Origin of the sequence: Helicobacter pylori, from assembly GCF_003637665.1 — a bacterium.
In the GTDB taxonomy this organism is placed as follows: Bacteria; Campylobacterota; Campylobacteria; order Campylobacterales; family Helicobacteraceae; genus Helicobacter; species Helicobacter pylori_CK.
In genome coordinates this window covers 93,499-109,348 of record NZ_MVWR01000001.1, presented here as the reverse complement: position 1 = coordinate 109,348, position 15,850 = coordinate 93,499, and the positions used below count along the sequence as shown (strand labels likewise).

The window sequence follows — 15,850 nt, the reverse complement described above, 5'->3', positions numbered from 1 at the left end:
GTAAAATGGCGAAATTTCATAAACATGGCTATCATGGGAATGCGAAACCAACAAAAATCTAATAAAAGGAGAAAACATGAAAATCAAAAAATCCCTCTTACTCTCTCTTTCTCTCATGGCTTCATTATCAAGGGCTGAAGATGACGGATTTTATATGAGTGTGGGCTATCAAATCGGTGAAGCGGTTCAAAAAGTGAAAAACACTGGAGCATTGCAAAATCTTGCAGACAGATACGATAACTTAAGCAACCTTTTAAACCAATACAACTACCTAAACTCCTTAGTCAATCTAGCCAGCACACCGAGTGCAATCACGGGTGCGATTGACAATTTAAGCTCAAGCGCGATTAATCTCACTAGCGGCACCACCACTTCCCCAGCCTATCAAGCCGTGGCTTTAGCGCTCAATGCCGCTGTGGGCATGTGGCAAACTATAGCCCTTTTTATTGGCTGTGGCCCAGGCCCTACTAATAATCAAAGCTATCAATCGTTTGGCAACACACCAGCCCTTAATGGGACAACCACCACTTGCAATCAAGCATACGGGACAGGCCCCAATGGCATTCTATCCATTGAAGAATACCAAAAACTCAACCAAGCCTATCAAATCATCCAAACCGCTTTAAACCAACATCAAGGGGGTGGTATGCCTGCCTTGAATGACACCACTAAAACAGGGGTGGTCAACATACAACAAACCAATTATAAAACCACCACACAAAACAATATCATAGAGCATTATTATACGGAGAACGGAAAAGAGATTCCAACCTCTTATTCAGGCGGATCAGCATTCTCGCCTACAATACAATTGAAATACAAGAATGACGCTGGATACCTTTTACAACAAGCTAGTATCATCATGCAAGTCCTTACCACCCAAAAACCGCATGTGCAAACAAGCAATGGCGGTAAAGCGTGGGGGTTGAGCTCTACACCTGGGAATGTGGTGGATATTTTTGGCCCTTCTTTTAGCGCTATCCAAGAAATGATTAAAAACGCTCAAACCGCCCTAGAAAAAACCCAACAACTCAACGCTAATGAAAACACCCAAATCACGCAACCCAACAATTTCAACCCCTACACTTCTCAAAATAAGCAATTCGCTCAAGAAATGCTCAACAGAGCTAACGCTCAAGCAGAGATTTTAAGCCTAGCCCAACAAGTAGCGAACAATTTCCACAGCATTCAAGGGCCTATCCAAAGCGATCTAGAAGAATGTAAAGCAGGATCGGCTGGCGTGATTAATAGTAGCACTTGGGGTTCAGGTTGCGCGTTTGTGAAAGAGACTCTCAATTCTTTAGAGCAACACACCGCTTACTATGGCAACCAGGTCAATCAAGAAAAAGCTTTGGCTCAAACCATTTTGAATTTTAAAGAAGCCCTTAGCACTCTAAACAAAGACTCAAAAGCGATCAATAGCGGTATTTCTCATTTGCCTAACGCTAAGTCCCTCCAAAACATGACGCATGCAACTCAAAACCCTAATTCCCCAGAAGGCTTGCTCACTTATTCTTTGGATACTAACAAATACGACCAGCTCCAAACCATTAGGCAAGAATTGGGCAAAAACCCCTTTAGACGCATCGGCGTGATTGACTATCAAAACAACAACGGTGCGATGAACGGCATTGGCGTGCAAGTGGGATACAAACAATTCTTTGGTAAAAAAAGAAGGTGCGGGTTAAGATATTACGGCTTTTTTGACTACAACCACGCTTTTATCAAATCTAACTTTTTCAATTCCGCTTCTGATGTGTGGACTTATGGCGTGGGCATGGACGCTCTTTATAACTTCATCAACGACAAAAACACCAATTTCTTAGGCAAGAACAACAAGCTTTCTGTGGGGCTTTTTGGTGGCTTTGCGTTAGCCGGGACTTCGTGGCTTAATTCCCAACAAGTGAATTTGACCATGATGAATGGCATTTATAACGCTAAAGTCAGCACTTCTAATTTCCAATTTTTGTTTGATTTGGGTATAAGAATGAATCTTGCTAGACCTAAGAAAAAAGACAGCGATCATGCCGCTCAGCATGGCATTGAATTAGGTTTTAAAATCCCTACCATTAACACAACTTACTATTCTTTCATGGGCGCGAAACTAGAATACAGAAGGATGTATAGCCTTTTCTTAAACTATGTGTTCGCTTACTAAAGCTCTTTAAAAAGGGGGCTTGATTAAAATATTTAAAGGCATTTTAAAGATTAAAGAACTTAACCATAAGTCAAGCGATAACTTCTTAAAAGCGATCTTAAGCGATAGTGCAAAGCAATCAAAACCCTATTTTTTAAAATTAAAGAAAAATTTTTTAAAGATTACTACTCTTTTTTGATAAAGTAATAATTTAAAATTTAGGGAGTTTTTCATGGAAGAATCAACAGCGTTTATTTTGGCTCTTGTGGGGCTATTTACCGGCATTACCGCTGGGTTTTTTGGTATTGGTGGGGGGGAGATTGTCGTCCCTAGCGCGATTTTTGCCCATTTTAGTTATAGCCATGCGGTGGGGATTTCGCTCATGCAAATGCTTTTTTCTTCAGTGGTAGGCTCTATTATCAATTACAAAAAGGGCTTATTGGACTTGAAAGAAGGCTCATTTGCTGCGCTTGGAGGGCTGATGGGGGCGATTTTAGGGAGCTTTATCTTAAAAATCATTAACGATAAGATTTTAATGGCTGTGTTTGTGGTGGTGGTGTGTTATACCTTTATCAAATACGCTTTTTCTAGCAACAAACAGCCCAAGCATTTTGAAGAAATGCATTTTGATTTGCATGCGAATAACAAAATGCCAGAAAAAAAGCGCGCAATCCCTTTTGTGTCTATGGATAGGACGCATGGGGTTTTGATGCTCGCCGGTTTTGTTACCGGCATCTTTTCTATCCCGCTAGGCATGGGTGGAGGGATTTTAATGGTGCCGTTTTTGGGCTATTTTTTGAAATACGATTCTAAAAAAATCGTGCCTTTGGGGCTATTTTTTGTGGTGTTCGCTTCTTTATCTGGGGTCATTTCTCTTTATAACGGGAAGGTTCTTGATGATATAAGCGTTCAAGCAGGGGTGATTACCGGCATTGGAGCGTTTTTAGGCGTGGGCATTGGCATTAAGCTCATTGCTTTGGCTAATGAAAAGGTGCATAAAATCCTGTTGCTCCTCATTTATGCTTTAAGCATTTTAGCGACTTTACACAAGCTCATTATGGGGTAAAAATCTAAAAACGCTCAAGGGCATTTTTAAAATTAATACCAAAAAGCTTTCATGAGCAAGCGATAATCTCTTAAAAAGTGCTTCTTTAGGGTTAGGGGAAATTAGTTGGGGGTTGTAATGGGATACCCCCTACCCCCTTAAAAAATGAGTTTGAAACAAAAAATAAAATTAAAAACCCTATTTTTAAAAAAGTAAAAAGTTTTAGTTATCCTTATTTGATGAGAACAAAACCATAAAACTTAAAAAAGAATGTTTTCAAAGTAAGAGTAATCAAAAAATGAATTATTTAAGGCGGTTTTTAGCGTTTAAGACAACCCAAACGCTTTAACCCCCCATTTTAACCCCCATTATGGGGCTTAGTCATTACCCCTTAATGCGTTTTTTTATCCTGGATGTATTTTTTCAATTCACCCTTTTTGATATAAGGGATAAACTCGCCATAGCCCTCTTTTTCCATGTCTTTTAAGGGGATAAACCTTAAAGCCGCACTGTTGATGCAATACCTTAAGCCCCCTAATTCTTTGGGCCCATCGTTAAACACATGCCCTAAATGCGCCTTACCAATACGGCTCAATACTTCAATGCGTTTCCTGTTAAGGCTCTCATCGTCTTCGTATTTCACCACATCTTTATTGATGGGCTTAGAAAAGCTTGGCCACCCGCAACCAGAGTCGTATTTATCCGCTGAAGAAAATAACGGCTCGCCTGTGGTAATATCCACATAAATGCCCTCTTCTTCTTTGTTGTAATACTCGTTTTCAAAGGGTTTCTCAGTGTGTTTGTTTTGAGTCACCTCATACTGGAGTTTGGTGAGTTTTTTCTTTAAAACTTCATCGCTGGGTTTGGTGTATTTATCGCTATCTACAATCACTTCATCCGCCTTTTTCAAATCAATATGGCAATAACCACCAGGGTGTTTTTTTAAATAATCTTGGTGGTATTCTTCAGCTCTCACATAATTTTTTAAGGGTTCTACCTCAATGGCGATTTTGCCTTTCACTTCTTTTTGTAACGCTTTTAAGGCGTTGTCTATCACTTCTTTATCCGCGCTATTGACATAATAAATCCCTGTGCGATACTGCCTGCCCACATCATTACCCTGCTTGTTCACGCTCACCGGATCAATCACCTTAAAATAATAGCGTAGCAATTTGTCCAAACTGATTTTTTTAGGATCATAGACCACTTTCACGCTTTCAGCATGATCGCTCTCATGCAACTTTTCATAATTCGTGTTTGAAGTCTTGCCATTAGCGTAACCAGAGCTTGCGTCTATAACGCCATAAATCCTCTCCATATACGCCTCTAGCCCCCAAAAGCACCCCCCAGCCAGATAAATCACTCTTTCATCGGTTTTTTGGTGTTGAGATCCCATGTTTTCATTCGCTTGCATAATTGCTCCTATCGCTAAAAAAAGATAAAAACTTTTCAAGTAAGATAATACTTTCATTGAATAACCTTTGTTTTAATTTTAATGGTGTCTGCCATTATAACTAAAAAAAATGGTAGTTGTTCTTTAAATTGAGTTTAAATTTTAATAAGGCTCTGTTCTATTAGGTAACAAAATTTAAAATCACATCCATTCAACAATCTTGCCTACCGCATTGGCTTCATAGCATTTGATAGAGGTTTTTTGACTGGGTTTTTTAGGCAAAATGGCTTTTAAAAAGCCGTAATTTTCCATTTCTTTCAATCTGACGTTCAAATTAGGGGCTTCTAAAATCCTGCCATTCAAACTCACTTCACCCAAAAAAGCGGTCTTATTGTCAATTTTTCTGTTTTTAAAACTTGAAAGGATGCTGGCAATGACCGCCAAATCGCAAGCCGGCTCGCTAATCTTAATACCCCCACTCACATTAATAAACACATCATGGCGGTTTAAGGGGATTTCTAGCTTTTTTTCCAACAAAGCAATGAGCATGTTAAGGCGGTTGGTGTCAAACCCGTTCGCCAATCGTTTGGGCGCTCCAAAACTGCATTCGCTCACCAACGCCTGAATTTCTAAAATCAACGCCCTTGAGCCTTCTAAAGTAATGGTAATGGCACTCCCTTCCATAGGCTCTTCTTTGGAAAAAAACAAGCTTGAAGCTTCTTTAGCGCTCACCAAACCCTGCTCTTTCATTTCAAACAACCCAATCTCACTCGTAGGGCCAAAGCGGTTTTTAAAACTCCTTAAAATCCTTAATTCCCTACTCGGATCGCCTTCAAAATACAGCACGCTATCCACCATATGCTCTAGCACTCTAGGGCCTGCAATGCTCCCTTCTTTAGTGATATGACCGATGATAAAAATAGCAATATCTCTTGTTTTTGCCAAACGCATGAGCTCAAAAGTGATCTCTCGCACTTGCGAAATAGAGCCGGGCGCTGAAGAAATCTCTGGCGAATAAAGCGTTTGAATGGAATCAATCACGCAAGCAAAATAATTTTCGCTTTCTATATTAGCCTTAATCACAGGCCAATTGATTTCATTGAGCAGATACAATTCTTTTTCTATGCAATCCAATCTAGTGGCGCGCATTCTAATCTGGCTCAAGCTCTCTTCCCCGCTCACATACAAAACCTTTTGCTGGTTTTTGGCCAAGCCAGAAGCCACTTTTAAAAGCAGAGTGGATTTCCCCACCCCAGGACTCCCCCCCACTAAATACAACCCTCCTTTAGCGATCCCCCCACCTAAAACAATATCCAATTCGCTTTGAGTAGAAGAAAACTTGATGACTTCTTCATGCTCAATTGCAGCGATAGAAACGCTTTTTTGCACTTGTGGGAGCGGTTTTTTAAGCGCGTGTAAAACTTCCTTTTGGGCTTGGTTCAATTCTATAAAACTCTCCCATGTGTTGCATTGAATGCACTTGCCCAGCCACTTAGGGCTTGTAAAACCACAATGCTGACACTCAAATAAAGAAGTTTTTTTAGCCAAAATACCACTCTTTTTTAAAATCACACAACTAAAGACCAGATAAAAACGGAGTTTTGGTTTTGTTTTATAGCAAAACTCATAAAGCTAAACTAAAACCAAGTTAAAAAATTATCAAGCACCATTTTGCTCTATTTTTCTTAAAGCCTTCAAAATATAGCGTTTGATATAAGATCCGACGCTTTCTTCTTCTTCGTTAGCCATTTTCTCTAGTTTTTGGTATTGCTCATCAGAAAAATACAAGCTTACAGCACGAGTTTTTTTATTAGCGTCTGCTTTTGGTTTGCGTCCTAGTTTATTTTTAGTTCCCCTTAAGTGAGTTTCATCTGTGTTTTCTGTCTTTTCCATCAAGTTCCTTCAATCATCATCGCAAATCGCTTCAAAATAGCATATTAGCATAAAAGTAGCGTATAATGAATAATGTCGCAAGCACTAATCATTCCTCATTTTGAGTTTATTAGCGCTTCGCTCAAAAAAGGCCTTCACCCCCTAAAAAGAACAAATCAAATCGGTAACACCCTGATACTGCGATCCAATAATTCCTGCAAGGCGTTTTCAATGGCAAATAAAGTCCCGGTAGTCGCGCTCATGCACCCATCGCATGCCCCCATGTAGCGGATATACACATCAATGTAATCATCGCTTTCTTTAATGTCTAAAATCTCTAAATCCCCCCCATCCATCATAAGCATAGCGCGGATATTTTCATCTATGACTTTATCCACCGCTTTAATCTTTTGAACCATAGTCATTTCCCTAAAAGCCAATTCCCCGCTTTGGGATTTATTCGCAGCGGCTTTAAGTTTTTCAGCTTCCATTTCTTCGCGCACTTCTTTAAGAATATCCACCAAGTAATAATCCCTTTTTTCATGCCCTCCCGGTCTCACACAGCTTTTACAAAACGCGCCGGCTTTGGTGTAGTTAGTGATTTCTTCAACGCTTTTTAAATCATTGAGCCTAATCACTTCTTTAATCGTGCCTAAACTCACCCTAGCGCACTCGCACACAATAATTTCTTCTTCAAAATCTTCAGCGTTTTTCCCCAAATACATGCCGGCAGCTTTTTTGATCACATCATACGCCATCACCGAGCAGTGCATTTTTTGCCCAGGGACAGCCGGCGTGTCCGGATCGTCTCTCAAGCCTCTTTCCACATCTAAATTCGTGATTTTTACCGCATCTTGGACTCTTTTATTCAAACACAACTCTACCATCATGTCTGAGCTTGCGATCGCTGTTCCGCAACCAAAGCTTTTAAACTTCGCGTCAACAATTCTATCCGTGCTTTCATCTACAAGCCAATACAACCTCACCGCATCACCGCATGCTTCTGCGCCATAATCCGCCACAATGAGCTTAGCGTCTTTGGCTTTAGCCTGCTCTTCGGTGATGACCCCTAAATGCGTGGGGTTGTCCATGCGCCTTTGAACTTCTTTAGAATACGCATCCCAGAGAACCGAACCCACTAAATCATGTTTTGCCATTTTGATTCCTTTATATTCTTTTTAATAAGAGCTTGAAATGTTTCTCAATCTTATAGCCGCTTGAGAGAAAACTTCAATCGTTTTATCAATTTCAGCTTCCGTGTTAAAACGGCTCAATGAAAGCCTGATAGCGGTATGAGCTAATTCCTTACTCGCTCCAATCGCCACCATTACAGGATTAGCCTCTAAATCCTCACTCGCGCACGCGCTCCCTGTGGAAGCGGCGATATTAGAGCGGTTTAAATCCCACAGCATGGCCTCTCCTTCAATCCCTCTCACGCTGATTAAAGTCGTGTTAGGCACACGATGGACTCGATCGCCCACCACTATCACATCAGGGATTTCCAAAAGCGCTTCTTCTAATTTGTCGCGCAATTTCCCTACCACTTCTTTCTCATAGTCTAAATGCTCTACGGCTAATTTCATCGCTTCACCCATGCCCACAATATAAGGCACATTCAAAGTCCCGCTGCGCCTGCCATTCATATGCTCCCCGCCATGAAAAAGAGGGGTCAATCCCACCCCACTTCTAATATACAACCCCCCAATGCCTTTAGGTCCATGGAATTTGTGCGCGCTAAAAGAAAGGAAATCCGCATTCGCTTTTAACACATCTACAGGGATTTTACCAATCGCTTGCACCGCATCGGTATGGAACAACACGCCCTTTTCTTTACAAATAGCCCCAATTTCTTCAATAGGGAAAATGAGACCGGTTTCATTATTCGCCCACATCACGCTCACTAAAGCGGTTTTTTCTGTGATCGCTTCTTTGACTTGATCTGCGGTGATACTCCCATGCTCATTAATGGGCAAGTAAGTAACCTCTACCCCCAAGCTTTCTAAAAAATTACAAGTGGATCGCACCGCTGGATGCTCTGCAACCGTGGTTATAATATGGTTTTTGCCTTTTTTCAAGCATTCATCAAAATACACGCCCTTTAAAACCCAATTATTGCTTTCTGTCGCGCAAGAAGTGATGATCACATCATCTATATCCCTAGCGTTAATGCCCTTATAAAGCTTATCTAGCGCTTCTGCAATGGCTGGGTGGGTTTCTGTGCCAAACTGGTGCAACGAGCTAGGATTCCCGTAATGATCCCTTAAAAAAGGATCCATGATTTCTTTGACTTTAGGGTCAATCCTAGTTGTAGCGTTATTGTCTAAATAAATTCGTTGTAACAAGTGAGTGTTCTCCTCAAAAATTTTACATAGATTTTCTTATCTAAGTCTAAATTATGATTAAATACAAGATATTTTCTTAATTTTAACTTAAAATAAGATGAATTTTTGAAAACATTTTGAGAAATGCGAATACCCCCATTAAAAACCAACATAGCCATTATTAACCCGCTTAAGGCTTTTTAAGGGGTCTCCCGCGCCTGTCTTTTAAAGCGTCTATCCCCCCTTGTTGGTAACGCTTCTCCCACACATAGAGTTTTTGCAATTGTTTCGCTACTTCTTTTTTAGTGGGCTTAATGCCCCTAAGGTTATAAAGAGCGGTAATGATAATGGGCTTTGGGACATCAAACCTTTGGATAAATTCCAAACAATCTTTTTTGAGTTGGGAGTCTTGCTTGTTTTTAGTAATATCCACATGGCTTAAATATTGCAACACATAAAGGCGTTTTTCTTCATCTTCTTGCGCGATTTCTGGGGCTAACTCCACCCCTTGACTAACGCTTTTAAAAAACTTATTTGAAGCCTCTTGGGCGGGATAAACGCTCAAATAAGTTTCTAGTAAAGAAATCACTCTTTTTTGCTGTTCCAATAGTGCGTCTATCTTGGCGCTCAAACGATTTATTTTACTTTCCATGCGTCAATGGTAACTAGTAAAAATAAATAACTATTTAATCATTAAAAATGATTATTCTAATACCATGCTCCAAATTAAGATGTATTTTGATGATCATGCTACAATATGATCATGCTACAATAGGAAAACACAAAACGATTTCAAAGAAAAAGGGCTTAAAATGAAAACTTTTGAAGTGATGATTCAAACCGATTCGCAAGGGTATTTGGACGCTAAATTTGGCGGTAACGCTCCTAGAGGGTTTCTCAATCCAAACGGCTTACCCACTTATTCGCCTAAAATCTCATGGCAAAAAGTGGAAGGTGCTCAAAGCTATGCGTTAGAACTCATCGATCATGATGCGCAAAAAGTGTGTGGCATGCCGTTTGTTCATTGGGTCGTGGGCAATATTTCTTACAATGTTTTAGAAGAAAACGCTTCCATGATGGATAAAAGGATTACTCAAGGGGTCAATTCGCTCACTCAAGGCTTTATCCGTTCACCGCTCAATGAAAGCGAAAAACAACGCTCCAATCTCAACAATAGCGTCTATATCGGCCCCATGCCCCCTAATGGCGATCACCATTATCTTATTCAAGTGTATGCCCTAGACATCCCTAAACTTGAATTGAAAGCCCCTTTTTTCTTAGGCGATTTGCATGACAAAATGCGCAACCATATCATCGCCATAGGGAGAAAGGAATTTTTATACAAGCAGTTTGTGAGGAAATAGGCTATAAGCTTGTAGGTTTAGTTCAATGAGCTTGTTTAACCTTAATATTCTTTCATTTTTTTAAAAAGTGGGGTTTTATGCAACCCTAACGGGATGGATTATAACGCTAGAAATTAGAGCTAAAAGCACCAAAAGCTGATTTAAACACGCATCAACTCCTTATCAAACCATTCATTCAACACTACCTATAATTTTTAAAACGATCCCTAACTTCCCTATCTAACGCCAGCACTTCATCTAAACTAGAGAGCTTGAAAGGCATTTTAACATATGATTCTAAGGCTTGAGAAATGGTTTGGATAAGACCACCAAAAGCGATCTCTTGATTTAAAAACTTCTCCATCGCCACTTCATTGCTCGCGTTCAGCACCACGCCAAGCTTGGGGTTTTCTAATAACAAGTCTTTATAACGCCACAAGGTGTAGCGCTCCATGCTAATGGGTTCAAATTTAATCGCGCTTAAAGCGTATAGATCTAAGGGCTTGATAGACGCGCTCAAAGAGGCTAACTTCGGATCGATCGCATAGCTTATGGGTAATTGCATGTCCGCGCTCGCTAAATGCGCGATGACAGAGTTGTCTTCAAACTCCACCAAAGCATGCACGATAGAACTCCTTTCAATCAGCGCATCAATCTTTAAAGACGCGCCAAAAAGCCAGTAGGTTTCTAAAATTTCAAAAAGCTTATTGACCATGCTCGCTGAATCAATGGTGATTTTATCCCCCATGCTCCAATTAGGGTGCTTGAGCGCGTTTTGCACGTTTTGAATAGGAATAAATTCTAAAGGCGTGTCCCTAAAAGCCCCCCCACTCGCGCTAATGATTAAGGATTTAGGCTTTAAAGTCTTGTTTTGCAACAACGCCCACAAACCAAAATGCTCGCTATCAATAGGCGTGATTTGTGAAATGTCTAATAAATGCCCCGCGCTCACTAAGCTTTCTTTATTCGCTAGGGCTAGTTTTTTGTTAGTTTGTAAGCTTTTAAAGCTCGCCTTTAATCCCGCCACGCCCACAATGGCGTTAAGGACTAAATTTGAAACGCACTCTTCTATCATCGCATCAATGCCCTCTAGCCCTACAAACACTTCCGCGCCCAAAGGCTCTAAATCATTCAAATCGTTAGGATCTAAGATTGCCACTTTCTTGGGTTTGAAAACTTGGATTTGCTCATTGATTAAAGCGATATTTTTCCCACAGCTTAAGGCTTCTATTTCTACCTTGAATTTTTTTGCGATTTTTAGGGCGTTTTTCCCAATAGAGCCAGTGCTTCCTAAAACAACCATTCAATCCCCTAAAAACACCGCCGTTTCTTTCCAAACTTCTAAAAAATACAACAACGCATGCAAGCCTAAAGCCCCAAAAAGCATGGAATCCAACCGGTCTAAAACGCCCCCATGCCCGGGTAAAATCTTACCGCTATCTTTGATCCCGACCCTTCTTTTCAAATAGCTTTCATACAAATCCCCAAACACCGCCGCAAAAGCGATTAAAAAACTAAATAGAAGCGCCATAAGAAAGCCTCCACTCAATTTCCCCATGCCCACAAACGATCCTAAAACGCTCGCCAAAACAACGCCAATCAACGCGCCCTCTAAAGTCTTATTCGGCGAAGTGGGCGTGAAAGGGGTTTTGCCTAAAAGCTTGCCTCCAAAAAACGCCCCCACATCGCTTGCCACCACCACGACTAAAAGCCAAATGATCGCTACTGCACCAAAATCCTTATAAACCCCAAAAAGCGCAAAAAACCCAACGCCCGGGTATAAAAAGGGTAAAATGGCTTCGCTATGATGCGCTTTTTGATAAGCGATGACGCTAGCCATGACCATCGCACTAATAAGAGCGCATTCTATAGGGCGCCCGTTAAAATACGCCGCTACCCATGACAACACTAAAATGAAATACAGACTGAAGCTCGCTTTAACCTGGAATAGTCTTAACGCTTCAGAAAACCCTACCGCATAAATCCCCCCTAAAACCGCCCAAAACAACAACAAATTGTCCGCATACAAAATCAAGTCTGCCACAATGATTAAAACAAACCCTGTAATGTAACGAGATTTTTCTTTAAATAACTCTTCTTTCACTTTTTTCCTTAATCAATTAAATATTAACGAAACCAAAAAATAGCTAAACGTGCTAATCAAAACAACGCCCACCAAATTAAGCCACAAACCGGCTTTAATCATATCCGTTATTTTAACATACCCAGAGCCATAAGCTATCGCATTCGGTGGGGTGGCCACAGGGAGCATGAACGCACAAGTCGCGCTCAAGGCTACAGGAATGGTCAATAACAAGCTCTGATGGTTTTCATAACCCATGCCCATCGCAACCCCTCCAATCACCGGTAAAAACGCGGCAGCAGTAGCGGTGTTAGAAGTGATTTCGGTTAAGAAAATGACCATTAAAGTAACCATGACAATGATGAATAAAATTGGTAAATGCGAAAAGCCAGAGACTAAATGCCCGATCCACAAACTCAACCCGGTTTTAGAAAATTGCGCGCTCAAGGCTAGTCCGCCGCCAAATAAAAGCAACACATCCCAAGGGAGTTTTTTAGCAACACCCGAATCAATGAGCCTATCGCCCTGATTGTTAGCGGGCAAAATGAATAAAAGCACAGAAACCCCCATAGCGATCACGGAATCAATTTTATCTATTTTAATGCCCCAAGATTTTAAAATCGTGTCTAAGAAAATCCACCCTAAAGACGCTAAAATAAAAATAACGCCCACAGAGATTTCCGCTTGACTCAAACGGCCTAGTTTTTTTAACTCCACCCTAATGACTTCCTTACCCCCTGGGATTTCTTTAATCTTTAAAGGGAAAATGACATAAGTGAGCAAGAGCCACGCTAAAATGAGCATGATAAAGGATAATGGTGTTCCAAACACCATCCACTGAGCGAAATCAATTTCAATATTGAAAGCGGTTTTCATATAGCCGGCTAATAAAGCGTTAGGCGGCGTGCCAATCAAAGTGCCTAAAGAGCCAATAGAAGCCGCATAAGCGATGCCAAGCATCAAGCAAATGCTGAAATTCGTGCGATAGATAGTAGTCTTTTCTTGAATGACTTGAGTAATGTCTTTGCCCTTATGCACGATATTACTCATAATACCCCCATGCGCTTTGGTGATTTCTTCTTTTTGATAGAATGCATTAGAGGCGTTTTCTTTGCCCACCAGTTTAGCGACTAATTGCAAAACGCTCATGCCAACAGGAAACATCATCACCGCCGTTGCGGTATTGCTCACCCACATAGACAGAAAACCTGTAGCTATCATGAAACCCAAAATCAACCTCCTAGGGCTTGTGCCTACTAATAAAATAATGCTTAAAGCGATGCGCGTGTGCAAGTTCCATTTTTGCATGCTTAAAGCTAAAATAAACCCTCCCATAAAAAGAAAGATAATGGGCGATGCGTAAGAAGAGCTGACATTAGCGAATTGATCCACGCTAAAGACGCTAAAGAGCACCAAAGGTAAAAGCGCGGTTGCGGGCAGGTCAATGGCTTCAGTCATCCACCATATCCCCATTAAAACAGCCACCCCCGCCACAACAGGCATCGCCTTATAATTTAAAGAACTGAGCTTGGGGATTTCTTCTACAATATGAGGCATTTGAACATTAAGCGCATAGTAGATAATAAGCGCGATTAACGCTCCCCCTATTAACCCCAACAAGCGCACGATCTTAGTGCTTTTATCATCGGTGTGCGTATCGGTATGCCTATTGGCATGCGAATGATTTTCCATTTTATTTTACCCTTTAAAATTACTAACCTACATGCTACAATAAAACTTTTTCAAAACTAAGATTTTAGAAAAATCATATCAAAATAGGAAAAAGAGTGGTAAAAGAAAGTGATATTTTAGTGGTTGGTGGGGGGCATGCAGGCATTGAAGCGAGCTTGATTGCGGCTAAAATGGGGGCTAGGGTGCATTTAATCACCATGCTTATAGATACGATCGGTTTAGCGAGCTGTAATCCGGCCATTGGGGGCTTGGGTAAAGGGCATTTGACTAAAGAAGTGGATGTTTTAGGGGGGGCTATGGGGATTATTACGGATCATAGCGGTTTGCAATATCGTGTGTTAAACGCTTCTAAAGGGCCGGCAGTTAGAGGGACTAGAGCGCAAATTGATATGGATACTTACCGCATTTTTGCAAGAAATCTTGTTTTAAACACCCATAATTTGAGCGTCTCTCAAGAAATGACCGAAAGTTTAATCCTTGAAAACGATGAGGTAGTGGGCGTAACCACGAACATTAACAACACTTATAAAGCTAAAAAAGTGATCATCACCACAGGCACTTTTTTAAAAGGGGTGGTGCATATTGGCGAGCACCAAAACCAAAACGGGCGCTTTGGGGAAAACGCCTCTAATTCTTTAGCCTTGAATTTAAGGGAACTTGGCTTTAAGGTGGATCGCTTAAAAACCGGCACTTGCCCAAGAGTGGCCGGCAATAGCATTGATTTTGAAGGATTAGAAGAGCATTTTGGGGACACAAACCCTCCCTATTTCAGCTATAAAACCAAAGATTTTAACCCCACCCAGCTCTCATGTTTTATCACTTACACTAACCTTATTACCCACCAAATCATTAGAGATAATTTCCACCGAGCCCCCCTATTTAGCGGTCAAATTGAAGGCATAGGCCCAAGGTATTGCCCTAGCATTGAAGATAAAATCAACCGCTTCAGCGAAAAAGAACGCCATCAGCTGTTTTTAGAGCCTCAAACCATCCACAAAAGCGAATATTATATCAACGGCTTAAGCACCTCTTTACCCCTAGACGTGCAAGAAAAGGTCATCCATTCTATCAAAGGCTTAGAAAACGCCCTCATCACGCGCTATGGCTATGCGATAGAGTATGATTTTATCCAGCCTACAGAATTGACCCACACTTTAGAAACCAAAAAAATCAAAGGGCTTTATTTGGCCGGGCAAATTAATGGGACTACCGGCTATGAAGAAGCGGCGGCTCAAGGGCTTATGGCTGGGATTAATGCGGCATTGGCTCTAAAGAATCAAACCCCCTTTATTTTAAAGCGCAATGAAGCTTATATCGGCGTTTTGATTGATGATTTGGTTACTAAAGGCACGAATGAACCTTACAGAATGTTTACCAGCCGCGCCGAATACCGCTTGCTTTTAAGAGAAGACAACACGCTTTTTAGGTTAGGCGAGCATGCCTATCGTTTAGGGCTTATGGAAGAGGATTTTTATAAGGAATTGAAAAAAGACCAACAAGCAATACAAGACAATCTCAAACGCCTTAAAGAATGCGTCCTTACCCCTAGCAAAGAAGTGTTAAAACGCCTAAACGAATTAGACGAAAACCCTATCAATGACAAGGTTGATGGCGTCAGTCTTTTAGCGCGCGATAGTTTTAATTTAGAAAAAATGCGCTCCTTTTTTAGCTTTTTAGCCCCCTTGAATGAGCGGGTTTTAGAGCAGATTAAAATTGAATGCAAGTATAATATTTATATTGAAAAGCAACACGAAAATATCGCTAAAATGGACAGCATGCTCAAAGTTTCTATCCCTAAAGGTTTTGTGTTTAAAGGCATTCCAGGCCTAAGCCTAGAAGCGGTAGAAAAGTTAGAAAAATTCCGCCCCAAAAGCCTTTTTGAAGCCTCAGAAATCAGTGGGATCACCCCGGCGAATTTAGACGTTTTGCATTTATACATCCATTTGCGAAAAAACTCTTAAAGG

General features: G+C 40.9%; 13 protein-coding genes. 4 read left to right on the top strand and 9 right to left on the bottom strand.

Annotated features, from left to right (window positions below):
- Positions 1-76: 76 nt before the first annotated feature.
- Both hopM and EAL49_RS00550 read left to right on the top strand, forming a co-directional pair.
- Complete coding sequence (hopM, locus tag EAL49_RS00555) at positions 77-2,158, top strand: Hop family outer membrane protein HopM/HopN (RefSeq protein WP_276205816.1); 2,082 nt, start codon at positions 77-79, stop codon at positions 2,156-2,158.
- Between the two features lie 211 nt (positions 2,159-2,369).
- Positions 2,370-3,203 (top strand): sulfite exporter TauE/SafE family protein, encoded by an 834-nt coding sequence (locus EAL49_RS00550; RefSeq protein ID WP_120828155.1) that lies wholly within the window; start codon positions 2,370-2,372, stop codon positions 3,201-3,203.
- A gap of 370 nt (positions 3,204-3,573) precedes the next feature.
- On the opposite strand, the gene msrB is transcribed toward EAL49_RS00550, so the two are convergent.
- From msrB to EAL49_RS00510, 6 genes are all read right to left on the bottom strand, one after another.
- A complete protein-coding gene (gene msrB / locus EAL49_RS00540) occupies positions 3,574-4,653 on the bottom strand; it encodes a peptide-methionine (R)-S-oxide reductase MsrB (protein ID WP_120828153.1) in 1,080 nt (359 codons plus the stop codon).
- A 123-nt stretch (positions 4,654-4,776) separates the two neighbouring features.
- Positions 4,777-6,123, bottom strand: a complete 1,347-nt coding sequence (gene radA, locus EAL49_RS00535) for a DNA repair protein RadA (protein WP_162973056.1) — start codon at positions 6,121-6,123, stop codon at positions 4,777-4,779.
- Between the two features lie 111 nt (positions 6,124-6,234).
- The gene (locus tag EAL49_RS00530) at positions 6,235-6,468 is read right to left on the bottom strand and encodes a ribbon-helix-helix domain-containing protein (RefSeq protein ID WP_000415824.1); all 234 of its coding nucleotides are present in this window, start codon (positions 6,466-6,468) and stop codon (positions 6,235-6,237) included.
- A 155-nt stretch (positions 6,469-6,623) separates the two neighbouring features.
- Positions 6,624-7,604, bottom strand: a complete 981-nt coding sequence (locus EAL49_RS00525) for an iron-sulfur cluster assembly scaffold protein NifU (protein WP_001051976.1) — start codon at positions 7,602-7,604, stop codon at positions 6,624-6,626.
- A gap of 21 nt (positions 7,605-7,625) precedes the next feature.
- Positions 7,626-8,789, bottom strand: a complete 1,164-nt coding sequence (locus EAL49_RS00520; protein ID WP_120828148.1) for a NifS family cysteine desulfurase — start codon at positions 8,787-8,789, stop codon at positions 7,626-7,628.
- Between the two features lie 169 nt (positions 8,790-8,958).
- Entirely contained in the window at positions 8,959-9,420 is a 462-nt protein-coding gene (locus tag EAL49_RS00510) for a helix-turn-helix domain-containing protein (RefSeq protein ID WP_120828146.1), read from the bottom strand.
- A 160-nt stretch (positions 9,421-9,580) separates the two neighbouring features.
- Between EAL49_RS00510 and EAL49_RS00505 the strand changes: the two genes are divergently transcribed.
- Positions 9,581-10,132 (top strand): YbhB/YbcL family Raf kinase inhibitor-like protein, encoded by a 552-nt coding sequence (locus EAL49_RS00505; RefSeq protein ID WP_078215777.1) that lies wholly within the window; start codon positions 9,581-9,583, stop codon positions 10,130-10,132.
- A gap of 181 nt (positions 10,133-10,313) precedes the next feature.
- On the opposite strand, the gene dxr is transcribed toward EAL49_RS00505, so the two are convergent.
- The 3 genes from dxr to EAL49_RS00490 are packed head-to-tail and all read right to left on the bottom strand — an operon-like array spanning position 10,314 to position 13,886.
- Positions 10,314-11,414, bottom strand: a complete 1,101-nt coding sequence (gene dxr / locus EAL49_RS00500) for a 1-deoxy-D-xylulose-5-phosphate reductoisomerase (RefSeq protein WP_120828144.1) — start codon at positions 11,412-11,414, stop codon at positions 10,314-10,316.
- Entirely contained in the window at positions 11,415-12,215 is an 801-nt protein-coding gene (locus tag EAL49_RS00495; protein ID WP_120828142.1) for a phosphatidate cytidylyltransferase, read from the bottom strand.
- Positions 12,216-12,227: 12 nt separating this feature from the next.
- Positions 12,228-13,886, bottom strand: a complete 1,659-nt coding sequence (locus EAL49_RS00490) for an SLC13 family permease (RefSeq protein ID WP_120828140.1) — start codon at positions 13,884-13,886, stop codon at positions 12,228-12,230.
- A 95-nt stretch (positions 13,887-13,981) separates the two neighbouring features.
- Here EAL49_RS00490 and mnmG point away from each other — a divergent pair, with 95 nt between their 5' ends.
- A complete protein-coding gene (gene mnmG / locus EAL49_RS00485; RefSeq protein WP_120828138.1) occupies positions 13,982-15,847 on the top strand; it encodes a tRNA uridine-5-carboxymethylaminomethyl(34) synthesis enzyme MnmG in 1,866 nt (621 codons plus the stop codon).
- The last annotated feature ends 3 nt before the right edge of the window (positions 15,848-15,850 follow it).

Coding starts and splice junctions, on each gene's coding strand:
- EAL49_RS00550 (WP_120828155.1), top strand. CDS start 2,370: ATGGAAGAATCAACAGCGTTTATTTTGGCTCTTGTGGGGCTATTTACC.
- msrB (WP_120828153.1), bottom strand. CDS start 4,653: ATGAAAGTATTATCTTACTTGAAAAGTTTTTATCTTTTTTTAGCGATA.
- hopM (WP_276205816.1), top strand. CDS start 77: ATGAAAATCAAAAAATCCCTCTTACTCTCTCTTTCTCTCATGGCTTCA.
- EAL49_RS00505 (WP_078215777.1), top strand. CDS start 9,581: ATGAAAACTTTTGAAGTGATGATTCAAACCGATTCGCAAGGGTATTTG.
- EAL49_RS00530 (WP_000415824.1), bottom strand. CDS start 6,468: ATGGAAAAGACAGAAAACACAGATGAAACTCACTTAAGGGGAACTAAA.
- EAL49_RS00510 (WP_120828146.1), bottom strand. CDS start 9,420: ATGGAAAGTAAAATAAATCGTTTGAGCGCCAAGATAGACGCACTATTG.
- EAL49_RS00525 (WP_001051976.1), bottom strand. CDS start 7,604: ATGGCAAAACATGATTTAGTGGGTTCGGTTCTCTGGGATGCGTATTCT.
- dxr (WP_120828144.1), bottom strand. CDS start 11,414: ATGGTTGTTTTAGGAAGCACTGGCTCTATTGGGAAAAACGCCCTAAAA.
- EAL49_RS00490 (WP_120828140.1), bottom strand. CDS start 13,886: ATGGAAAATCATTCGCATGCCAATAGGCATACCGATACGCACACCGAT.